Raw genomic sequence first — 20627 nt, forward strand, 5'->3', positions numbered from 1 at the left:
CCGGGTGATGCGGCTCAGCGGTAAGCGCGGTTGATCGCGGAGACGATCGCCTTGAGTGAGGCGGCCACGGTCGAGCCGTCCACGCCGACCCCCCACAGCACCCGGCCGCCGACCGCGCACTCCAGGTAGGCCGCGGCGCGGGCGTCGTCACCGGCGGAGAGCGCGTGCTCGGCGTAGTCCAGCACCCGCACGTCGTAGCCGATGGTGGTCAGCGCGTCCACGAAGGCCGCGATCGGCCCGTTGCCGCGGCCGCTGATCACCTGGGTGTCGCCGTCGACGATGACGGTGGCCTCGATGTCCTCGTTGCCGGAGCCGTCGTCGGTGAGCCGGTGCCGCAGCAGCGCCAGCGGCGCCTTCTTGTCCAGGTACTCGGTGGTGAAGACGTCCCAGATCTCCTTGGGCGAGACCTCGCCGCCCTCGGTGTCGGTGACCTCCTGCACGATCCGGGAGAACTCGATCTGCAGCCTGCGCGGCAGGTCCAGGTGGTGCTCGGACTTCATCACGTAGGCCACGCCGCCCTTGCCGGACTGCGAGTTGACCCTGATGACCGCCTCGTAGCTGCGGCCCACGTCCTTGGGGTCGATGGGCAGGTAGGGCACCGCCCAGCGGAAGTCGTCCACCTCGGCGCCGGCGGCCGAGGCATCGGCCTCCATCGCCTCGAAGCCCTTCTTGATCGCGTCCTGGTGGCTGCCGGAGAAGGCGGTGTAGACCAGGTCGCCGCCGTAGGGGTGCCGCTCGGGCACCGGCAGCTGGTTGCAGTACTCGACCGTGCGGCGGATCTCGTCGATGTCGGAGAAGTCGATCTGCGGGTCGATGCCCTGGCTGAACAGGTTCATGCCCAGCGTCACCAGGCACACGTTGCCGGTGCGCTCGCCGTTGCCGAACAGGCAGCCCTCGATCCGGTCCGCGCCTGCCTGGTAGCCCAGCTCGGCCGCGGCCACCGCGGTGCCCCGGTCGTTGTGCGGGTGCAGGGACAGCAGCACCGAGTCCCGCCGGGTCAGGTTGCGGTGCATCCACTCGATGGAGTCGGCGTAGACGTTCGGCGTGGCCATCTCCACCGTGGCGGGCAGGTTGATGATCGCCGGGCGGTCCGGGGTCGGCTGCCAGATGTCGGTGACCGCGTTGCAGACCTCGACCGCGTAGGCCAGCTCGGTGCCGGTGTAGGACTCGGGGGAGTACTCGAACCGGAACTCGGTGTCGGTGTTCTTCTCCGCGTGGGCCAGCACCAGCTCGGCCGCGTCGGTGGCGATCTTCTTGATGCCGGCGCGCTCCTGCCGGAACACCACCCTGCGCTGCAGCACGGAGGTCGAGTTGTAGATGTGCACGATCGCCTTGGGCGCGCCCTCCAGGCTGGCGAAGGTGCGCTCGATCAGCTCGGGGCGGCACTGGGTCAGCACCTGGATGGAGACATCGGCCGGGATCGCGCCGTCCTCGATGATCTCCCGCACGAAGTCGAAGTCGGTCTGGCTGGCCGCCGGGAAGCCGACCTCGATCTCCTTGTAGCCCATGCGCACCAGCAGGTCGAACATGCGGCGCTTGCGGGCGGGCGACATCGGGTCGATCAGCGCCTGGTTGCCGTCCCGCAGGTCGACCGCGCACCACAGCGGGGCCTGCTCGATGCGCTGGTCCGGCCAGGTGCGGTCGGGCAGGGTGACCGGCTCGACGAACTCGTGGAAGGGCTTGTACCGGTGGATCGGCATCGAGCTGCCCAGCTGGGTGTTCCACGCGGGCTGACCGGCAGGCGCCGGACGAGCGGGCTGGCGGATCCGGCTGGCGGCAGAGACGAACGCGTCGGAGTTGGTGCTCATGGGATGTGGTGGCTCCTGCAAACCGGGGAAGGGACCGGCGAGAACGCAGCCAGGACTCCGCGACGGGGGGCCGGTCTGGTCAGACCCCGTCGCGGCAGCGAAGGAGCAGGCCGCGTGCCACGGGGGGAGCCTAGCCCGCCGCCAGGGCGGATGAGAAAAACCTCCCGGATCGTGGGAGTGTCCACTCCCTACTGACGGGTAGCCTGACCTCGCCGGACATGCCAGACTGCGCCTCATGGCCGAACACTCCGAGCGTCGCCACCACCGGGGCACCGCGGTGCTGACCAGGGCGCGGATCGTCGGCGTGCTGGCCGGCGCACTCCGCTGGATCGGCACCATCGTGGCAGTGGTCCTGGTGGCGCACGTGGTGCTCACCGTGGGCGGGGCGAACCCGGAGAACGGGATCACCCAGTTCGTGGCCGGCTGGGCCGACCCGCTGGCGCTGGGCTTCCGGGACCTGTTCATGCCCGAGGATGCGAAGGCGCGGGTGCTGGTCAACTACGGGATCGCGGCGCTGTTCTGGCTGATCGTGACCTCGATCGTGGTCAAGATCGTGCGTCGGCTCGGCTGAGTCAGACCCCGACCACGGTGACCATGTCGTCCAGACCGGCGAAGTCGTCGACGTTGCGGGTGTAGAGCGGCAGGTCCCGCGAGGAAGCGATGGCGGCGATCATCAGGTCCAGGCGGCGCGGCTTGGGGCTCCGGTTCGCCTCCAGGGTCAGCGCGACCAGGGTGCCGTAGCGGGCCGCGGCCTCGCGATCGAAGGGCAGCGGCTCGAACTCCACGATCGCGGCCCCGAGCTTCTCCGCCCGTGCCGCCCTGCTGGCGGCCGTCTTGGCCATGGCGACGCCCTGGTGCAGCTCGGCCAGGGTGATCGCGGTGATCTCCGGGAACTCCGGCAGGGCGGCCACGTCGAGCCGGTCGAGGTCGATGAACGCGCAGGTGTCCAGGACTCCTGCCTCGGCGCGGTCAGCCACCGGCACGCGTCCACGGGTCGTCATCGTCCACCCGGCCCTCGGTGCCGAAGAACTCGTCGGCCTCTTCCCGCAGCTGCGTGGCGTCCACCCTGGGCAGCTTCCGGTGCCGCGCCACCAGCTCCTCGGCGCTGAGCCTGCGCCTGCGGGAGAGCGGGCGCAGCTCCGCCACCGGCACCCCGCTGCGGGTGATGTGGTAGGTCTCGCCGGCCTCCACCGCGTCCATCACGGCAGCGGAGTTGTTCCGGAACTCCCGCTGGGTGAGGATCTTCATGGCACCAGTGTAGCACCATGTAGCACAGTGGGCTACGCGTCAGAAAGCCGGTTCGCCCCACTCGCTGAACACCAGCTCGTCCAGCGCCTTCCGCGTCCTCGGCCGCGCGTCCCGCGCCAGCAGCTTCTCCTCGGCGCTCGCCGGATCGGCCAGCCTGCCCACCGCGATCACCACCACCGGGTCCAGGTGCTCCGGCAGCGAGAACACCGCCTTCGCGCCCGGCCTGCTGAACCCGGCCATCTGGTGCGCGACCAGGCCCTCGGCCACCGCCTGCAGCACCAGGTTCTGCGCGGCCAGCCCCAGCCCGTACTCCGCGTACGGCATCGGCTTGCCCTCTTCCAGCTCGGTCACCGCGATGCCCAGGACCAACGCGGCGGCGAACGGGGCCCAGCGCTTGTTGCCCTCGGTCAGGGTGTCCACGATCTTGCCGAAGGTCTCCTCCCCCCGGCGGCCGAGGATGAACCGGGCGGGCTGGGTGTTGCCCCAGGACGGGGCCCAGCGGGCCGCCTCGAACAGCGCGCGCAGCTGGGGTTCGGTGACCTCCGCGGCCGGGTCGAGGGCGCGCGGGCTCCAGCGGGTGGCGATTAGGTCGTGCACCGGGACGCTGGTGGTGGCCAGGGGGTGCGCCGCGGTCTCGGTCAAGGAGGGCCTCCGGGTCAGATCGCGTAGGGCCAGGCGGTGATCGAGTAGGCGCCGAACCAGGAGCCGAACAACAACAGCAGGCCCAGCACCGTCACCATGGTGCCGGGACGCCTGCGGGCGAGCAGCACCGCCGCCGGGAGCAGCAGCGTGACGGCCGGCACCAGCAGCCTGGCCTTGGAGTTCATCAGGCCGTTGGAGCCGATGCTGAGGAACATCACCCCCGCGGAGTAGACCATCAGCGGCCAGGGCAGCCGGTGGTGCAGGCCGAGCGCGAACAGCACCAGGGTCAGCACGATGATCCACACCGTGGCCACCTCCAGCACCGACCTGGCCGAGGACAGCACGTCCAGGCTGAACCGCACGGTGGCCAGGCCGCCGTCGAACTGGGAGTCCCAGCCACGGGCCTGCAGCGCCAGCCAACCGTCCCAGCGGCCGGTGCGACTGCCCACCCAGGTCAGGTAGCCGAGCAGGCCGGCCGGGGCCAGCAGCAGGGTCACCCAGGGCCGCCAGCCGTCCCGCCTGCGGATCACCGCGACCAGCGCGGCCAGGCAGACCGCGGCCACCAGCGCCGCGCTGGTCGGGCGGACCAGGCCCGCGGTGGCACAGCCCAGCGCGGCCAGCAGCCACTCCCGGTCGATCAGCCACAGCAGGGTCCACACCGCCAGCGCGCAGAACAGCGCCTCCGAGTAGGTCATGGACAGCACCACCGACATCGGCGAGACCGCGAACAGCGCCAGCAGCACCATCCCGCAGCGCCAGCTGCCGCCGATCCGCTCACCCAGCCGGACCAGGCCGTACGCGCACACCACCCCGGCCACCACGTTCACCGCGAAGGCCGCCGCGACCAGGCCGACCCCCGGCAGCTCGCCGACCGCGCGCACCAGCATCGGGTAGCCGGGAAAGAAGGCCAGCGGTGTCTCCTCGCTGCGCCGCCCGAAGGCGTCCACCAGCGAGACGGGCACCTTGTCGTAGCCGCTGGCGCTGATCGAGAGGTACCACTGCCCGTCCCACGAGGTGAGCGCGCCGGTCACGCTGATCCGGTTCCGCCCGGCCATCCACTGCACCACCCACAGCCCGGCCTGCCGGATGAGCAGGTAGAGCAGGGCGGGCGCGAACAGCCGGACCCACCTGTTCCGTTCCCAACGGGCGGGATCACGCCACAGTGGGCGGCGGCGCGGCCCAGATGTGACCGATCCCACCGGAGCAGCCTCCTGCTCGGTTCCCACCTGCGCAGCCGACACAGATTTCCTCCGTCCCAGTGCTTCCGGACCAGGTGCGGGGGACAGCGCGTCCCCTGAATGGTTACCGGACACCCTCGCGCGCGCGGGTAGGCTGCTCGCGAGTGTGGACCTGCGTCCTCGCAGGTTAGTGCTGGTGTGTGCGGCTTCGTGGGAGGTGCGGTTCGGTGGCGCTCGTCGTCCAGAAGTACGGCGGATCCTCGGTGGAGACTGCTGAGCGGATCAAACGGGTGGCCGAACGGATCGTGGAGACCCGCAAAGCGGGCAACGACGTGGTCGTGGCCGTCTCCGCCATGGGTGACACCACCGACGACCTGCTGGACCTCGCCAGCCAGGTCGCCCCGGTGCCGCCGGCCCGCGAGATGGACATGCTGCTCACCTCCGGCGAGCGGATCTCCATGTCGCTGCTGGCCATGGCGATCCACGCGCTCGGCGCGGAGGCGCGGTCCTACACCGGCTCCCAGGCCGGGGTGATCACCACCTCGGCGCACGGCAAGGCGCGGATCATCGACGTCACGCCGGGCCGGATCCGGGAGGCGCTGGACCAGGGGGCGATCGCGATCGTCGCGGGCTTCCAGGGCGTCAGCCAGGACAGCAAGGAGATCACCACGCTCGGCCGTGGTGGCACCGACACCACCGCGGTCGCGCTGGCCGCCGCGCTCAACGCCGACGTCTGCGAGATCTACACCGACGTCGACGGCGTGTTCAGCGCCGACCCCAGGATCGTGCCCGACGCCAAGCACCTCGAGCAGATCACCTACGAGGAGATGCTCGAGATGGCCGCCTGCGGGGCGAAGGTGCTGCACCTGCGCTCGGTGGAGTACGCGCGGCGCAACGGGATGCCGATCCGAGTTCGCTCTTCGTTCAACAACAAGCCCGGCACCCTGGTGACCGGGTCGATGGAGGATCTTGCCGTGGAGCAGGCGTTGATCACCGGCGTCGCGCACGACCGGTCGGAGGCCAAGATCACCGTGACCGGTGTGCCGGACCACCCCGGCGTCGCCGCCCGGATCTTCCGGGTGGTCGCCGACGCCGAGCTGGACATCGACATGGTGGTGCAGAACGTCTCCCGTGCGGTCAGCGGCCGCACCGACATCACCTTCACCCTGCCGCGCACCGGCGGCCCGACCGCGGTCGCCGCGCTGGACAAGGCCAAGCCGGAGATCGGCTTCGAGTCCGTCGCCTACGACGAGCACGTCGGCAAGGTCAGCCTGATCGGCGCGGGCATGCGCTCGCACCCCGGCGTGACCGCCACCTTCTGCGAGGCCCTGGCCAAGGTCGGGGTCAACATCGAGATCATCTCCACCTCGGAGATCCGCATCTCGGTGATCTGCCGGGACACCCAGCTCGATGACGCGGTCCGCGCGCTGCACGAGGCATTCGACCTCGGTGGCGACGAGGAGGCCGTGGTCTACGCCGGAACGGGGCGCTGAACATGACGAACACCAACGGCCCCGTGCTCGCCCTGGTCGGCGCGACCGGCGCGGTGGGCACGGTCATGATCGACATCATCAACGGCAGGGAGTCCGTGCCGTGGGGTGAGATCCGGCTGATCGCCTCGGCCCGCTCGGCAGGCAAGAAGATCACCGTGCGCGGGGTGGAGCACACCGTCGTCGCGCTGGCCCCCGAGGCCTTCGACGGCGTGGACGTGGCCATGTTCGACGTGCCGGACGAGGTCTCCGCGGAGTGGGCGCCGATCGCGGCCGAGCGCGGCGCGGTCGCGGTGGACAACTCCGGCGCGTTCCGGATGGACCCGGACGTGCCGCTGGTGGTGCCCGAGGTCAACGCCGACCAGGTCGGCAACCGGCCGCGCGGGATCATCTCCAACCCGAACTGCACCACCCTGTCCATGATGGCCGGGCTGGGCGCGCTGCACCGGGAGTACCAGCTCACCGAGCTCGTGGTGGCCAGCTACCAGGCCGTCTCCGGCGCGGGCCAGGTCGGCGTGGACCGGCTCTACGCCGAGATCGCCGCGGTCGCGGGCAAGGCGGTCGGGGAGAAGGCAGGCGACGTGCGCGCCGCGCTGGAGGCCGCCGGGCTGGTCCAGGCCGACTCGCCGTTCCCGGCGCCGATGGCCTTCAACGTGGTGCCGTGGGCGGGTTCGCTCAAGGACGACGGCTGGTCCAGCGAGGAGCTGAAGGTCCGCAACGAGGCCCGCAAGATCCTCGGCATCCCGGACCTCAAGGTCTCCGCGACCTGCGTGCGCGTCCCGGTGGTCACCACGCACTCGCTGGCGGTGCACGCCACCTTCGCCCGTGAGGTCACCGTGGAGCAGGCCAAGAAGCTGCTCGGCGCGCAGCCCTCGGTCGTGGTGGTGGACGACCCGGCCAACGGCCAGTACCCCACCCCGGCCGACGTGGTCGGCGGCGACCCGACCTACGTGGGCCGGATCCGCCAGGCGCTGGACTTCCCGAACACGCTGGAGCTGTTCGTGTGCGGGGACAACCTGCGCAAGGGCGCGGCGCTGAACACCTACGAGATCGCCGAGGTCATCGTCACCCAGTAGGTTCGGTGACATGACTCTGGGCGACGGAGTGGTGCTCGGCATCGACCTGGGCACCACTGCGACCAAGGTGGTGGCCGCGGACCGGCGGGGGCGGGTGCTCGCCCTCGCCGAACGCGGCTACCCCATGCGCACCGACCAGCCCGGCCTGGCGGTGCACGACCCGGACCGGGTGCTGCACGCGGCCCTGGCCGCGGTGCGCGAGTGCGTGCAGACCTGCCAGGAACCGGTGCGGGGGCTGTCCTTCACCGGCGCCATGCACACCCTGATCGGGCTGGACGCCAACTACCGCCCGATCACCCCCTCGCTGAGCTGGGCGGACAACCGGGCCATCGAACAGGCCGCCCGGCTGCGCGCCGATCCGGCCTCGGCGCAGCTGCACCGGGCCACCGGCACGCCGGTGCACCCGTTCGCGCCGCTGAGCAAGCTGGTCTGGTTCGCCGAGCAGGACCCGGACACCAAGCCCGCCTACTGGTGCGCGCTCAAGGACTTCGTGCTGCGCCACTTCACCGGCCGCCTGGTCACCGAGCACTCCTACTCCTCGGGCAGCGGCCTGATGAACATCCACGAGCTGGCCTGGCACCAGCCCTCGCTGGAGCTGGCCGGGATCAGGGCCGAACAACTGCCCGAGCTGCTGGCGCCCACCGACTCCCTGCCACTGCGCGACGGGGTGGCCGACGACCTCGGCCTGCCCCGCGGCCTGCCGGTGGTGGCCGGTGGCGGCGACGGCCCGCTGGCCAACCTCGGTGTGGGCGCGGTCCGCCCCGGCATGGCCGCGCTGTCGCTGGGCACCAGCGGCGCGCTGCGGGTGGTGCGCACCGAGCCCGGCATCGACGAACGCGGCCGCACCTTCTGCTACGGCATCGCCGAGGGCTACTGGGTGCTCGGCGGCGCGGTCAGCAACGGCGGCGTGGTCAGCCAGTGGGCCGCCGAGCTGGTCGGCGAGGAGGACATGGCCGACCTGCTCGCCGAGGCCGCCCTGGTGCCGCCCGGCGCGAACGGCCTGTTCGCGCTGCCCTACCTGCTCGGCGAGCGCGCCCCCTGGTGGGACCCGGACCCGCGTGGCCTGCTGCTCGGCCTGCGCCGCGACCACGGCAGGGCCGAGCTGACCCGCGCCATGGTGGAGGGCGTGGCCCAGCAGCTGGCCCTGGTCAGGGACGCGGTGCGGGAGACAGGGGCCGAGGTCTCGCCGGTGCGGGCCACCGGCGGCTCGTTCCGCTCGGCGCTGTGGGGCCAGCTCATCGCGGCCGCGCTGGACACCGACCTGGAGATCACCGAGGACAGCGAGGGCTCCGGCCTGGGCGCCTGCCTGCTCGGCTGGCGAGCACTGGGCGTGCTGTCCTCGCTGGAGGACGCGGCCGGGCTGATCACCCCGACCGAGACCGTCCACCCGGACCCCGAGCTGGCCGAGCACTTCGCCGCGGCCCGGCCCAGGGTGGAGCGGGTCTACCTGGCGCTGCGCGAGCTCATGAGCTGAGCAGGCCCACCGACAGCTCCCACAGCCGCTTGGCCGCGGCGGCGTCCAGCGCGTAGGGCGCGACGCCCCTGCGGCGCTCACCCGGCACGCTCGGCAGCGCCTCGTTGACGTCCTCGAAGTAGCGGCCGCTGATCCCGGCCACCAGCGGCGAGGCGGCCAGCAGCACCGAGGTGGCCGCGCCCTGCTCGGTGGTCTTCCACCGCATGCCCGAGCTGGCCACCATGGCCTCGAAGCCGGGGTCGTTCTGCACGTGCCGCTGGAGTCCGGTGCGGATGCCGCCCGGCATCAGCGCGTTGACCTCGATGCCGTCCGCGGCCCAGCGCTGCGCGGCCGCCACGGCGAAGAGGATGTTGGCGGTCTTGCTCTGGCCGTAGGCCACCCACGGGTCGTAGGGACGGCGCTCGAAGTGCGGGTCCTCGAAGTCGACCGTGCCCATCAGGTGCGCGGAGGAGCTGACCGAGACCACCCTGGCGCCACCGGCCGCGGCCAGTGCGCCGTGCAGGCCGAGGGTGAGCCCGAAGTGGCCGAGGTGGTTGGTGGCGAACTGGAGCTCCCAGCCCTCCGGCGTGCGGGTCAGCGGCGAGGCCATCACGCCGGCGTTGTTGACCAGGATGTGCAGCGGCCCCTGCCAGTCCGCGGCGAACTTGGCCACCGAGGCCCGGTCGGCCAGGTCCAGGGGGGCGGCCAGCGCGCCGACCTCGGCGCCAACCTGCTCCGCCGCGGCCAGGTTGCGCGCGGCGATGGTGACCTCGGCCCCCGCGTTGGCGAGTGCCCGCGCGGTCTCCACGCCGATGCCGGAGGCGCCGCCGGTGACGATGGCACGCTTGCCGGTCAGGTCCACTCCGGCGATGACCTCGGCCGCGGTGGACTCGTGGTTGAAGGGGGTGGTGAAGCGAGTGGCCATGACAGCGTCCTGTTCTGCGTCTACGCTCTAACCGGAGGAGCCTCCGGTGACTCCAAGCTAACCGGAGGAACCTCCGTTTAACAGGTGATGTGGGTCACAGGAGTGGAGCGGGCATGCGCGCGGACGCCCAGCGCAACCGGGAGAAGCTGCTCAAGTGCGCGGTCCGGTTGTTCTCCGAACGCGGCCCCGAAGCCACCCTGGACGCGGTGGCCAAGGCGGCTGGCGTTGGCATCGGCACGCTCTACCGGCACTTCCCGACCAGGGAGGCGCTGATCGAGGCCGCCTACCGCAACGAGCTGGCCCAGGTCTGCGCGGCCGCGGCCGACCTGCTCGCCGAGCTGCCGCCGGAGCGGGCGCTGCGCACCTGGATGGACCGGTTCCTGGACTACTGGACCACCAAGCACGGCATGTCCGACGCGCTCAACGCGGTGATCGCCAGCGGCGCCGACCCGTACGAGCAGAGCCGCGACTCACTGCTCTCGGCGGTCCAGTTGCTGCTCGCCCCGGCCGCGGAGTCCGGCGCGCTGCGCACCGACGTGCCTGCCGAGGACGTCCTGCTGGGCATCGCCGGAGTGGCGCTGGTCGCGGGCGCGATCGACCAGCGTGAAGCCGCAGGCCGGCTGCTCGACCTGCTGATGGACGGCCTGCGCTACCGCCCCTAGACCGCCACCTTGGCCGCGGTCCGCTTCGCCGAGGCGCGGAACAGCACGAAGGCGATGACCGCCGAGAGCAGCCCGGCCCCGCCCACCGCGGCGAAGCCCCACGGCGGCCCGAACAGGTCGATCGCCGCCCCGGCCAGTGGCGCGCCCAGCGCGGTGCCGGTGGTCAGCGCCGAGCCGTGCAGGCCGAGCGCCTCGCCGCGCACCGACTCCGGGGCCAGCTTGCTGACCTCCTCGGAGGTGGCCGCGATGGTCGGCGCGCAGAGCAGCCCGGCCGGGATGATCATCAGGGCGATCAGCCACCAGGTGTCGGCCAGCGCCACCGGGATGGTGCACAGGCCGAGCAGGCCCATCAGCACCAGCGATGGGTAGGAGCGCTTCAGCGAGCCGTAGACGAACCCGCCGACCAGCGAGGCCAGGCACCAGATCGGGATCACCACGCTGGTCCACGGCAGCTCACCGGCCTCGCGCAGCACGCCGATCATGGCCAGGTCGCTGCCCGCCAGCACCAGCACCGCGCCAGCGGAGGCGACCAGCACCGCGACCATCCGGGCGGTCAGCCAGCTGGAACGCGGCGGGCGCGGGCCGGTGGCCACCGACTCCGGGCCGCGCATGACCGGGTTGAGCAGGAACAGCCCGGCGCCGGCCAGCACGATGCAGGCGCCGATGCCGACCATCGCCACGTGCCCGGACACCGTGGTCACCACCAGCACGCCGAGCGCGGGACCGGCCATGAACGCGCCCTCGACCACCATCGAGTCCAGTGAGAACGCGGTCCGCCGCTGCTCCTCCGGCACCAGGGCGGCCATCGCCTGCCGGGAGATCGAGTGCACCGGCAGCGCGAACAGGCCGCCGAACAGGGCCGTGGCCAGCAGCCCGGTCAGGCCGAGCCACGGGCTGGCGAACCAGAACACGCCTTCCACCACCGTGGTCAGCACGACCACCGGGCGTAAGCCGACCGAGTCCACCATCCGGCCCAGCAGCGGCGAGCCCACCGCGAGCCCGACGGTCACCGCCAGCGTCACCAGCGCGGCCCAGGTGTAGCTCTGGCCCAGGTCCTGCAACACGTGCAGGTTCAACACGATTGGCCCTGCCGCGATCGGGGTCCTGGCCAGCAGGGTGACAACGACCAGGGAACGGACACCGGGCAGCGCGAACAGACGGCGGTAGGGCTCGATCGGCACCCGTGCATGGTGACTGGCGGCACCGACGGCCGTCCAAGCGGTTTCCCGTGCCTGGGGACCGACGCACCGGAGGGAGTGGTGGTGAACCCCGAGACCCCCGCCCGCGACCAGCTCCGCTCGGCCGGACTCCGGGTCACCCAGCCGCGGATCGCGGTGCTCGAATGGCTCGCCGGACACCCGCACTCCACCGCCGACCAGGTCGCCACCGCGGCGCGGGCACGGCTCGGCGCGGTGTCCACCCAGGCGATCTACGACGTGCTCAGCGCCTGCACCTCGGCAGGTCTGCTGCGCCGGATCGAACCGGCCGGGCACCCGGCCCGGTTCGAGACCAGGACCGGGGACAACCACCACCACCTGGTGTGCCGCCAGTGCGGGCGCACCGAGGACGTGGACTGCGTGCGCGGGGAGAAGCCCTGCCTGGACCCCGAGGACACCGCGGGCTTCGCCGTGGACGAGGCCGAGGTCGTCTTCTGGGGCCGGTGCCGGAACTGCCGGTAGTGGGCCAGGTGGGCACATCGGGTCACCGGGCCTACTACCCTCGGCCTGGTGACACTGCCCGGCCAGGACCCGTTAGAGGACACCAAACGCGCCACCCAGACCGCGCTGGAACGCGCGGTGGGCGAGGGCAGGCTGACCCTGGAGGAGTTCGCCGCGCGCGCCGACACGGTGTGGCGCGCGGACACCCCGGCCGAGATCGCCAGCGCGGTGGCCGACCTGCCGGCGCCGGTCGCCCCGGTCGTGCCCGCCACCGAGGGTGCGGTCAAGGTCAGCATCAGCTCGATCTTCGACGACGTGCGCCGCAGCGGCCGGTTCACCCTGCGCTCGGGCACCAAGGTCAGCGCGGTCTTCGGGGACGCCAAGGTGGACCTGCGCCAGGCCGTGATCAGCGAGCCGGTGGTGGAGCTGACCGTGTTCAGCTGCTTCGGCGACGTGGTGGTCACCGTGCCCAAGGGGGTCAGGGTGGAGGTCGACGGCTCAGTGGTCTTCGGCTCGGAGCGGGTCGAGCTCTCCGCCGAGCCGCCGCTGCCGGGCAGCCCGCTGATCCGCCTGCACGCGCGCTCGATCTTCGGCGATGTCAAGGTGCGCGACCAGCACTGGACCGAGCGGGTGAAGGGCTGGCTGGACCGGCTCGCTTGACCTCCAGCTAGGTGGAGGTCGTAGCGTGCCAAGCCGGGTCGGCCGAGGGAAGGAAGTTGTACGGATGACGGTCACCGTGGTGGGCATCGGCGGTTCGCTGCGCGCGGACTCGCAGTCGCAGCGCGCGCTGGACCTGGTACTGGCCGGGGCCCGCGAGGCAGGGGCGAAGACGGTCGCCTTCACCGGCCCCGAACTGGTGCTGCCCTTCTACGACCCGGCGGTGCCGGAACGCCCGGAGAACGCGGTCCGGATGGTGGAGGCGCTGCGCGCGGCCGACGGCGTGGTGCTGGTCTCGCCCGGCTACCACGGCACGGTCTCCGGCCTGGTGAAGAACACCCTGGACTACATCGAGGACCTGCGCGGCGACGAGCGCCCGTACCTGGACGGCCGCGCGGTCGGCTGCGTGGCCACCGCGATGGGCTGGCAGGCCGCGGTCACCACGCTCACCGCGCTGCGCTCCATCGTGCACGCGCTGCGCGGCTGGCCCACCCCGCTGGGCGCCGCGCTCAACTCCCGCGAGGTGCGCTTCGACCCCGAGGGCGGCTGCACCGACACCCAGGTCAGCGACACCCTGCGCACCATCGGCCAGCAGGTGGCCGAGTTCGCGCTGCGCGGCAGGCATCAGCCTGAGGGCCGACCTGACGTGCTACTCCGTGCCGATGAGGACTGACCAGCCCGCTGGCTAGCGTGGACGGCGTGACTGAGCCAAGCGCCATCCCCGCCGTACCGGCCGGACCGGAGCTCGACGGTGTCCGCGACCGCGCCCAGGCCGCGCTGGAACGCGCGGTCGGCGAGGGCAGGCTGACCCTGGACGAGTTCACCGACAAGGTCGACCTGGTGCTGCGCGCCGGGTCCGAGGCCGAGGTCAACGCCGTGCTCGGCCAGCTGCCCGCCCCGGTCACCGCGCCCGCGGCCAAGGTGGTCAGCCGCCAGTCCGTCTTCGACGACGTCTCCCGCAGCGGCCGCTTCGCGCTGCCCACCGGGGCCACCGTGTCCTCCTTCTTCGGCGACGTCGAGCTGGACCTGCGGCACGCGGTGATCACCGACCCGGTGGTGGAGGTGCGCACCTGGACCTGGTTCGGCGACATCGTGGTCACCGTGCCGGAAGGGGTCGAGGTGGAGGTCAAGAGCGGCCTGGTCTTCGGCGACGAGGAGGTCGAGCTGGCCGACGTGCCGCCGGTGCCCGGCGCGCCGCGGATCCGGATCAAGGCCTGGACCACCTTCGGCGACGTGCGGGTGGCCAGCCAGGCGGGGTGAACCCACGCACATCGCGTTTCCCGCCCCTGAACAGCGGAAAACCCCATCACGCACCCACCACACAAGGAGGCGTGATGACCACCAGCCCGATCAAGAGCCCGCTCGGCCCGGCCGAACGCGATGCCACCGGGGCGGTGCTGCAGGCCGCACTGGTCGACCTGATCGACCTGTCGCTGATCGCCAAGCAGGCGCACTGGAACGTGGTCGGCCGCCAGTTCCGCGACGTGCACCTCCAGCTGGACGAGCTGGTCGCCGACGCCAGGAACTACACCGACCAGGTCGCCGAGCGCGCCTCCGCGATCGGCGTCTCCCCGGACGGCCGGGTGGCCACCGTGGCCGAGACCTCCGGTGTGCCCGCCTTCCCGGACGGCTGGAAGAAGGACACCGACGTCATCGGCGCGATCGTGACCACCCTGGACACCCTCATCCAGCGGATGCGCGCCCGGATCGACGCCACCGACAAGACCGACCTGGTCACCCAGGACCTGTTCATCGAGATCACCGGCAAGCTGGAGGAAGCGCACTGGATGTGGCAGGCCCAGCTCGCCTGAGCCGGACCAGCCGGCGCCTGCGCGGCGGCCGCGATCACGCGGCCGCCGCGGCGCGGGCTCAGCCGACCGCCAGCACCTGCCTGGCGAAGTCGATCTCAGCCGCGGTCTGCCTGGTGGTCTCGGCGATCACCAGCGAGCCGTGGCCCGCGTTGTACCGGTAGACCCGGTACTCCGCGCCCCGCTCGGCCAGCCGGTCCAGGTAGTTCTCGATCTGCCGGATCGGGCAGCGCGGGTCGTTCTCCCCGGCCAGCACGAGCACCGGCGCGGTCACCTTGTCCACGTAGGTGATCGGCGAGGAGGCCTCGTAGCGCTCGGGCAGCTCCTCCGGCGAACCGCCGAACAGCGCCCGGTCGTAGGCCCGCAGCGGCTCCATCTCGTCCTCGTAGGCGGCCACGTAGTCCGCCACCGGCACGCTGGCCACCCCGGCCGCCCACAGCTCGGGCTGGGTGCCCACGGCCAGCAGGGTCAGGAAACCGCCCCAGGAGCCACCCGCGACCACGCACTTGGCCGGGTCGGCCAGGCCGGAGCCCACCGCCCAGGCGTGCACCGCGGCCACGTCCTCCAGCTCGGTCAGGCCCGGCCTGCCCTCGATCGCGTCCCGCCACACCGAGCCGTAGCCGGTGGAGCCGCGGTAGTTGACGTGCACCACCGCGAACCCGGCGTCCACCCAGGCCGCGCGGTAGGCGGAGAACCGGTCCTCATCCGCCGCGTGCGGCCCGCCGTGCAGGTCGAACACGGTCGGGAACGGCCCCTCGCCCTCGGGCCGGGCCACCAGCGCGTGCACCGTGCCGCCGGGACCCTCCACGAACGCGTCGTCCAGCGGCACGCTCTCCGGGGCCCGCTCGCCCTGCGGCTCCAGCAGCACCCGGTCCACGCCGTCCGGCCCGATCGCGCGCACCGCGGGCGGCTGGCCGGAGAAGGACCAGGAGTACTCCACGGTGCCGTCCGGGCGCACCTCGGCCGAGCTGACCACGCCCCGAGCGGTGTCCACAGTGGACAGTTCGCCGGTGGTCAGGTCGTAGCGGTGCAGGGTGTTGCGGGCCTGGTAGGTGTGCGAGATCAGCAGCGCGCTGCCGTCGGGGTACCAGTCGCCGACGATCTCACCCGGCAGGTCGATGCTCAGCTCGACCTCGGTGTCGGCGGCCACGTCCCAGAGCAGCAGCTCTTCCTTGCCGCGGCGCTCGTGCAGGATGAGCACCCGCTGGTCGCCGGGCACCGGGCTGAAGGCCAGCGCGTCCAGGCCCTTGCCCTTGCCGTCCCACTTCTCCGCCACCGTGCTGCCGTCGTCGGTGCGCAGCACGCGCAGTGCCGGGTGCCGGGAGTCGCCGTGCTCGGAGTGCGAGATGACCAGGAACGTCTCGTCCTTGGCCAGCGAGCCCACCCCGCCGTCGTGCTCGTTCTGGTACACGATCTCCGACGGCCCGCCGTCCCTGGAGATCCAGATGGTGGTGCCGTCGTCGGTGGCGGTGCCCAGGGCCACCACCCGGTTGCCCAGGGCCAGCCCGGCCGGGTAGGCGTCCGGGGTGCCGGGCAGCGCGGGCACCGGCGCCGCGCCGCCGCCGTAGGGCTCGCTGACCCAGTGGCCGAACTCGTCGCCGTCGGTGTCGGCGAACCACCAGATGTACTCGCCGTCGGGGGTGAGCGTGGCGCTGGTGGTCCCGTTCTTGCGGTCGGTCACCTGCCGGTGCGTGTCGCTGTCCCGGTCCCAGGCGTAGACCTCCCACACGCCGCCGAGGTTGGAGAGGTAGAGGCTGCGCTGCGGCGCGTCCTCGGCCCAGCCCGGCCGCGACACCCTGGGTGCCGCGAACCGGGCTCGCCACCTCGCCTCGGCCACCGGATCGGGGAAGAGCTGGTCGGGGACCTGTGCGGTCGGATGCTGGCTCACACCCCGATCCTAGATACCGCTACTCCGCGATGACGTCGGTCCGCAGCCCCGGCGCCTTCAGGATCTCCGTTCGCGTGAACCGCTCCGGCACCCAGCCCTTGCGCACGTACAGCTCGGTCTGGTCGAAGTGGTGCGGCGAGGTGGGGTCCGCCGCCTGCGAGTAGGTCAGCACGGTCTGCGTGCGCGGCCCGTTCTTACCCAGCTGAACAGCCATGATGAAGCTGGACCCCATCTCGACCTTCCCGTACGTGCCGTCCGCCTGGAGCTTGGTGGTGGTCGGCTCGGTCACGTTGAAGCAGCCCTCGAAGCCGGTGCAGCCCTGGATCGGCAGCAGCTTGCGCGAGGGGATGTCCCGCTGCGCCTTGCCGAGCTCCAGCGTCAGCGGCAGGCCGAGCCCGGTCAGCCGCTGCACCCCGTCCGCGATGGCCGTCTTGACCTTGGGTTCGGCGGTGTTGAGCGTGTGCGGGGTGCGCACCGGGTCCTTCGGGTCGAAGGGCACCGCGAACTTGTTCCGCAGCGGCACGATCCCCGCGTAGACCTCCCGCCACAGCACCGAGCCCTGGCTGCCGGTGTCCATCCGCAGATCCCACTTGGCCAGCACCGCCCCGGCCGCGCGCACGTCCACCTGGGCGCCGTCGGAGGCGGTCAGCACCGGGTTGGCCTCGATCAGCCCGACCACCGCGTCCCGGAACAGCTCACCGGTGAGCGCCCGGTTGCCCAGCATGGTCTGCTGCAGGCTCGGCAGGTCGAACCCGGCCGGACCGAACCCGTCCGTGCCGTTGCGCCGCTGCTCCACCATCAGGTGGGACAGCCGGTCCCGCGGCGAACGGGGGCCGGCCTGCTCGCCGTACATCCGCGGGTAGCCGGTCAGCGGCGCGGTGGCGTTGGTCAGCCAGGCCGACTCGTTGGAGTTGTGCACGTAGTCCGCACGCTGCTGCGCGGGCTGCTGCTTCGGCCCGAACACCCCCGGCGCCACCGCGTCCGGATCACTGCCCCAGCCGCACTCGGCCCGCGAGCCGTTGAGGATCACCCGGTTGGGATAGGCGGCCCGCCCCGCCGGGGTGTCCACGCAGCGCTGGGCGTGCTCGTCGGTGACGTGCGGCACCAGCGAGGCGTCGGTGTAGTAGCTCTCGCCCTTGCTGTCCGCGGCGATGGTGTTGATGAACGAGGACCCCTGCACCCGGTGCAGCGCCTCCCGCACCCCGGCCACGTCCTTGGCCCGGCCCAGCGCCAGCTCCTGGTCCACCGCCCGCATGTTGTCCTCATTGGACCCGCGCACCGCGAAAGCCGAGCTGCCGGTCCACCCGTCGGCGAGCACCGGCCCGTACCGGGACCGGTACAGCACACGCTCCACAGTGGACAGCGCGCCGTCCGCGCCACGCACCTGGACCCGCACGGCCTGCCGGGTCATCGGCTCGGTCTTCCCGTCCACCACATAGGAAGTCGGGTCACCGGGCGCCAGCTTCAGCTCGAACATGGTGAACCGCTTGGCGAAGGACACGGTGTGCGTCCACGCCATGGACTCGTTGTGCCCCAACGCGATCATCGGCAACCCGCTCAACGCCGCACCGGCCACGTTGAGCTTGCCCGGTACGGTCAACTGCGCCTGGTACAGCCGTTTCGGACCGGCCCACGGGAAGTGCGGGTTCGCCAGCAGCATCCCGCTGCCGTCCCGGGTCGCCGCCCGCCCCAGCCCCCACGCGTTGCTGCCCACCGGCTGCATCTCCGCCGCCGCGGGCACCCCCGGATTCCCTTGGCCCACAGGCGGTTTCGCGTTCGCGATCTGCCCGGCGAAGGAGGACACCCCGGTCAGCTGACTGGTGTCGTAGACGTTGCGCCACACATCCAGCTCGGTCAGCGGCCGCACCCATCCCTTGCCCCGGCAGGTTGGATCGGGCAACCGCGCCACCCCGCTCTCCCGCAACCGCCGGTTGAACCCGGCCACATACCCGCGCACGGTCTCCCTGGCCTCCACCGACGGCCCACCCGGCGCCGCCAGCAGCCGCTCCAGTCGCCCGGAGTCGTTGAACGCCCGGAAGTAGAGGTCGCTCTCCAGGTTGGTGAAGCTCCCGGCCCCGGTGTTCACCCGCCCGTCGGGCCCGAAGTGCGCCGCCCGCTCCCCGGCCAGCGTGGTCACGTAGTCGGTCATCAGGCACAGGTTGTCCTGCGCGTAGGCGTAGCCGAACCCGTAACCAGCCGACCCCATGTCCACCCCGGTGATGTGCGGCACCCCGTACTCGGTCCGCTGGATCACCGCCGCATACCGCTGCCCATCCCGCAAAGCCAGCTCCGGTTCCGCCACTGCGGGCGTCACCAGCACGGTGCTCGCCAGCGCGGTGACAACCGCCCCCAGTACAAGTCTTCTTCGCATGGAGGCAGTCAACCGATCTTGCCGGCGCCGCACACCAGGAGAACCACCTAGGTGACCCCGGAGTCATTCGGCTCAGCACCCGGAAACGACTTTGGGCCGCCACCGAATGTTCTCGATGGCGACCCAAAATGTGGTCGGGGTGACAGGATTTGAACCTGCGACCTCTTCGTCCCGAACGAAGCGCGCTACCAAGCTGCGCCACACCCCGATTAAGCGGAACGAGAGAAATACTAGCGGATGTTCGCCCGTACTCCGAATCGGGGGTTCCCACCGGCCCTGAGCAGGCTCGGGTCGGTCTCCGCCGACCGCGGCACCAGCGTCAACAGGCTCGCCTCCGGCGGGCAGGCGAACCGCACCGGCGCGTACGGCGAGGTGCCCAGGCCGGCCGAGACGTGCAGCCAGGTGCGCTCGCCCCAGCGGGAGGCGCCCTTGACCCTGGAGCGGTCCAGGCCGCAGTTGGTGACCAGGGCGCCGTAGCCGGGCACGCAGAGCTGGCCGCCGTGGGTGTGACCGGCCATGACCAGGTCGTAGCCGTCCTCGGCGAAGGCGTCCAGCACGTGCGGTTCCGGCGAGTGGGTCAGGCCAAGGCGCAGGTCGGTGTGGTGGTCCGGCCTGCCCGCGATCTCGCTGTACTGGTCGCGGTGCAGGTGCGGGTCGTCCACGCCGGCGGCCTGGATGGTCAGGCCGGCGATGGTCAGGTTGCGGCGGACGTGGGTGAGGTCCTGCCAGCCGCGTTCGGTCAGCGCGGCGCGCAGGTCGCGCCAGGGCAGCGGGACGCCGTGCACGCGCTTGGTCTTGCTGGCGGGCAGCAGGTAGCGGGCCGGGTTCTTCGGCCTCGGCCCGTAGTAGTCGTTGCTGCCCCAGACGAACAGGCCGGGCAGGTCCAGTAGCGGGCCCAGCGCGCGCAGCACCGCGGGCACCGCCTTGGGGTGGGCCAGGTTGTCGCCGGTGTTGACCACCAGGTCGGGCTCCAGCTCGGCCAGTGCGGCCACCCAGCGCTGCTTGGACTGCTGGCCCGGCAGCATGTGCAGGTCCGAGATGTGCAGCAGGCGCAGCGGGCGGGCGTTGTCGGCGAGCACCGGGAGCGTCGCGTGCCGCAGCGTCCACATCCGGCGCTCGATGGCCGTGGCGTAACCGAGCGCCGCCGTGCCGAGCGCCGCGGTGCCGAGCAGGATCCGACCCAGGTTGTTCACCCTTACCAGGGTACGTAATGCGCCGTGGTGGCTTTTTCGCAGGAGTAACCTGCCTGGTCATGGCGGAGCTGAAGGCGAAACTACAGGCCGATCTGGCCGCGGCGATCAAGCAGAAGGAAACCCTGGTGGTGGCGTCGCTGCGGATGGCGCTCGCGGCGATCACCACCGAGGAGGTCTCCGGCAAGGCCGCCAGGGAGCTGACCGACGACGAGGTGCGCAAGGTGCTCGCCCGCGAGGTGAAGAAGCGCAAGGAGGCCGCCGAGGCCTTCGCCGGCGCCGGGCGGGCCGAGCAGGCCGCCGCCGAGCGCGCCGAGGGCGAGGTGCTCTCGGCCTACCTGCCCGCGCAGCTCACCGACGAGGAGCTGACCGAGCTGGTCGGCCAGGCGGTGACCGAGCTCACCGCGCAGCTGGGCGAGAAGCCCGGCCCCAAGCAGATGGGCCAGGTCATGAAGGCGGCCAACGCGAAGGTGGCCGGCCGCGCCGAGGGCGGCCGGGTGGCCGCGCTGGTGAAGGCCAGCCTGCTCGGCTGAGCCCACCTGAGACACAGCACGGGGTCCGTCCACAGTGGAC

General features: G+C 71.8%; 21 protein-coding genes and 1 tRNA gene. 11 read left to right on the forward strand and 11 right to left on the reverse strand.

Annotation, left to right across the window (positions count from 1 at the left end):
* Positions 1-14 precede the first annotated feature (14 nt).
* Positions 15-1808: a 2-isopropylmalate synthase gene (leuA, locus tag ACWDY5_RS11145; RefSeq protein WP_449722092.1), complete on the reverse strand. Its 1794-nt coding sequence runs from the start codon at positions 1806-1808 to the stop codon at positions 15-17.
* 235 nt (positions 1809-2043) lie between these two features.
* On the opposite strand from leuA, the gene ACWDY5_RS11150 reads away from it, so the two are divergent.
* On the forward strand, positions 2044-2379 hold the full coding sequence (locus tag ACWDY5_RS11150) for a hypothetical protein (RefSeq protein WP_449722093.1): 336 nt from the start codon (positions 2044-2046) through the stop codon (positions 2377-2379).
* Between the two features lies 1 nt (position 2380).
* Here ACWDY5_RS11150 and ACWDY5_RS11155 read toward each other — a convergent pair whose 3' ends face one another.
* The 4 genes from ACWDY5_RS11155 to ACWDY5_RS11170 are packed head-to-tail and all read right to left on the reverse strand — an operon-like array spanning position 2381 to position 4897.
* Positions 2381-2809, reverse strand: a complete 429-nt coding sequence (locus ACWDY5_RS11155; protein WP_449722094.1) for a type II toxin-antitoxin system VapC family toxin — start codon at positions 2807-2809, stop codon at positions 2381-2383.
* A complete protein-coding gene (locus ACWDY5_RS11160) occupies positions 2778-3056 on the reverse strand; it encodes a type II toxin-antitoxin system Phd/YefM family antitoxin (RefSeq protein ID WP_449722095.1) in 279 nt (92 codons plus the stop codon). Before ACWDY5_RS11160 ends, ACWDY5_RS11155 begins: the two co-directional genes overlap by 32 nt.
* 39 nt (positions 3057-3095) lie before the next feature.
* Entirely contained in the window at positions 3096-3698 is a 603-nt protein-coding gene (locus tag ACWDY5_RS11165; protein WP_449722096.1) for a nitroreductase family protein, read from the reverse strand.
* 14 nt (positions 3699-3712) lie between these two features.
* Positions 3713-4897 carry a hypothetical protein gene (locus tag ACWDY5_RS11170; protein WP_449722097.1) on the reverse strand — a complete coding sequence of 395 codons (1185 nt, stop codon included), beginning with the start codon at positions 4895-4897 and terminating at the stop codon, positions 3713-3715.
* 206 nt (positions 4898-5103) lie between these two features.
* Between ACWDY5_RS11170 and ACWDY5_RS11175 the strand changes: the two genes are divergently transcribed.
* Genes ACWDY5_RS11175 through ACWDY5_RS11185 form a run of 3 tightly spaced genes read left to right on the forward strand, consistent with a single transcriptional unit; the run spans position 5104 to position 8916 of the window.
* Positions 5104-6369 carry an aspartate kinase gene (locus tag ACWDY5_RS11175; RefSeq protein WP_252486085.1) on the forward strand — a complete coding sequence of 422 codons (1266 nt, stop codon included), beginning with the start codon at positions 5104-5106 and terminating at the stop codon, positions 6367-6369.
* A gap of 2 nt (positions 6370-6371) precedes the next feature.
* Positions 6372-7442: an aspartate-semialdehyde dehydrogenase gene (locus tag ACWDY5_RS11180; RefSeq protein ID WP_449722098.1), complete on the forward strand. Its 1071-nt coding sequence runs from the start codon at positions 6372-6374 to the stop codon at positions 7440-7442.
* A gap of 10 nt (positions 7443-7452) precedes the next feature.
* Positions 7453-8916, forward strand: a complete 1464-nt coding sequence (locus ACWDY5_RS11185; RefSeq protein WP_449722099.1) for a gluconokinase — start codon at positions 7453-7455, stop codon at positions 8914-8916.
* Here ACWDY5_RS11185 and ACWDY5_RS11190 read toward each other — a convergent pair.
* Positions 8906-9820 carry an SDR family NAD(P)-dependent oxidoreductase gene (locus tag ACWDY5_RS11190; protein ID WP_449722100.1) on the reverse strand — a complete coding sequence of 305 codons (915 nt, stop codon included), beginning with the start codon at positions 9818-9820 and terminating at the stop codon, positions 8906-8908. The genes ACWDY5_RS11185 and ACWDY5_RS11190 overlap by 11 nt on opposite strands.
* A 113-nt stretch (positions 9821-9933) precedes the next feature.
* Here ACWDY5_RS11190 and ACWDY5_RS11195 point away from each other — a divergent pair, with 113 nt between their 5' ends.
* Positions 9934-10482, forward strand: coding sequence for a TetR/AcrR family transcriptional regulator (locus tag ACWDY5_RS11195; RefSeq protein ID WP_449722101.1), 549 nt, complete (start codon positions 9934-9936; stop codon positions 10480-10482).
* On the opposite strand, the gene ACWDY5_RS11200 is transcribed toward ACWDY5_RS11195, so the two are convergent.
* Positions 10479-11663, reverse strand: a complete 1185-nt coding sequence (locus tag ACWDY5_RS11200) for an MFS transporter (RefSeq protein WP_449722102.1) — start codon at positions 11661-11663, stop codon at positions 10479-10481. The genes ACWDY5_RS11195 and ACWDY5_RS11200 overlap by 4 nt on opposite strands.
* Before the next feature lie 81 nt (positions 11664-11744).
* Between ACWDY5_RS11200 and ACWDY5_RS11205 the strand changes: the two genes are divergently transcribed.
* The 5 genes from ACWDY5_RS11205 to ACWDY5_RS11225 all read left to right on the forward strand — a co-directional run bounded on the left by ACWDY5_RS11205 (position 11745) and on the right by ACWDY5_RS11225 (position 14608).
* Positions 11745-12161 (forward strand): Fur family transcriptional regulator, encoded by a 417-nt coding sequence (locus ACWDY5_RS11205; RefSeq protein WP_449722103.1) that lies wholly within the window; start codon positions 11745-11747, stop codon positions 12159-12161.
* A gap of 48 nt (positions 12162-12209) precedes the next feature.
* The gene (locus ACWDY5_RS11210; RefSeq protein ID WP_449722104.1) at positions 12210-12800 is read left to right on the forward strand and encodes a DUF1707 SHOCT-like domain-containing protein; all 591 of its coding nucleotides are present in this window, start codon (positions 12210-12212) and stop codon (positions 12798-12800) included.
* Positions 12801-12864: 64 nt separating this feature from the next.
* Entirely contained in the window at positions 12865-13470 is a 606-nt protein-coding gene (locus ACWDY5_RS11215; protein ID WP_449722105.1) for an NADPH-dependent FMN reductase, read from the forward strand.
* 26 nt (positions 13471-13496) lie between these two features.
* Positions 13497-14057 (forward strand): DUF1707 SHOCT-like domain-containing protein, encoded by a 561-nt coding sequence (locus ACWDY5_RS11220; protein ID WP_449722106.1) that lies wholly within the window; start codon positions 13497-13499, stop codon positions 14055-14057.
* Between the two features lie 74 nt (positions 14058-14131).
* Positions 14132-14608, forward strand: a complete 477-nt coding sequence (locus ACWDY5_RS11225) for a Dps family protein (protein WP_449722107.1) — start codon at positions 14132-14134, stop codon at positions 14606-14608.
* 58 nt (positions 14609-14666) lie between these two features.
* Here ACWDY5_RS11225 and ACWDY5_RS11230 read toward each other — a convergent pair whose 3' ends face one another.
* The 4 genes from ACWDY5_RS11230 to ACWDY5_RS11245 all read right to left on the reverse strand — a co-directional run bounded on the left by ACWDY5_RS11230 (position 14667) and on the right by ACWDY5_RS11245 (position 20048).
* Positions 14667-16493, reverse strand: coding sequence for a prolyl oligopeptidase family serine peptidase (locus ACWDY5_RS11230; protein WP_449722108.1), 1827 nt, complete (start codon positions 16491-16493; stop codon positions 14667-14669).
* Between the two features lie 19 nt (positions 16494-16512).
* Positions 16513-18864, reverse strand: a complete 2352-nt coding sequence (locus ACWDY5_RS11235) for a penicillin acylase family protein (protein WP_449722109.1) — start codon at positions 18862-18864, stop codon at positions 16513-16515.
* Positions 18865-18995: 131 nt separating this feature from the next.
* Positions 18996-19072: transfer RNA gene (locus ACWDY5_RS11240), tRNA-Pro, on the reverse strand.
* Positions 19073-19094: 22 nt separating this feature from the next.
* On the reverse strand, positions 19095-20048 hold the full coding sequence (locus tag ACWDY5_RS11245; protein WP_449722291.1) for a metallophosphoesterase: 954 nt from the start codon (positions 20046-20048) through the stop codon (positions 19095-19097).
* A 68-nt stretch (positions 20049-20116) separates the two neighbouring features.
* Between ACWDY5_RS11245 and ACWDY5_RS11250 the strand changes: the two genes are divergently transcribed.
* On the forward strand, positions 20117-20587 hold the full coding sequence (locus tag ACWDY5_RS11250) for a GatB/YqeY domain-containing protein (protein WP_449722110.1): 471 nt from the start codon (positions 20117-20119) through the stop codon (positions 20585-20587).
* The last annotated feature ends 40 nt before the right edge of the window (positions 20588-20627 follow it).

It is taken from the genome of Crossiella sp. NPDC003009, from assembly GCF_053591555.1.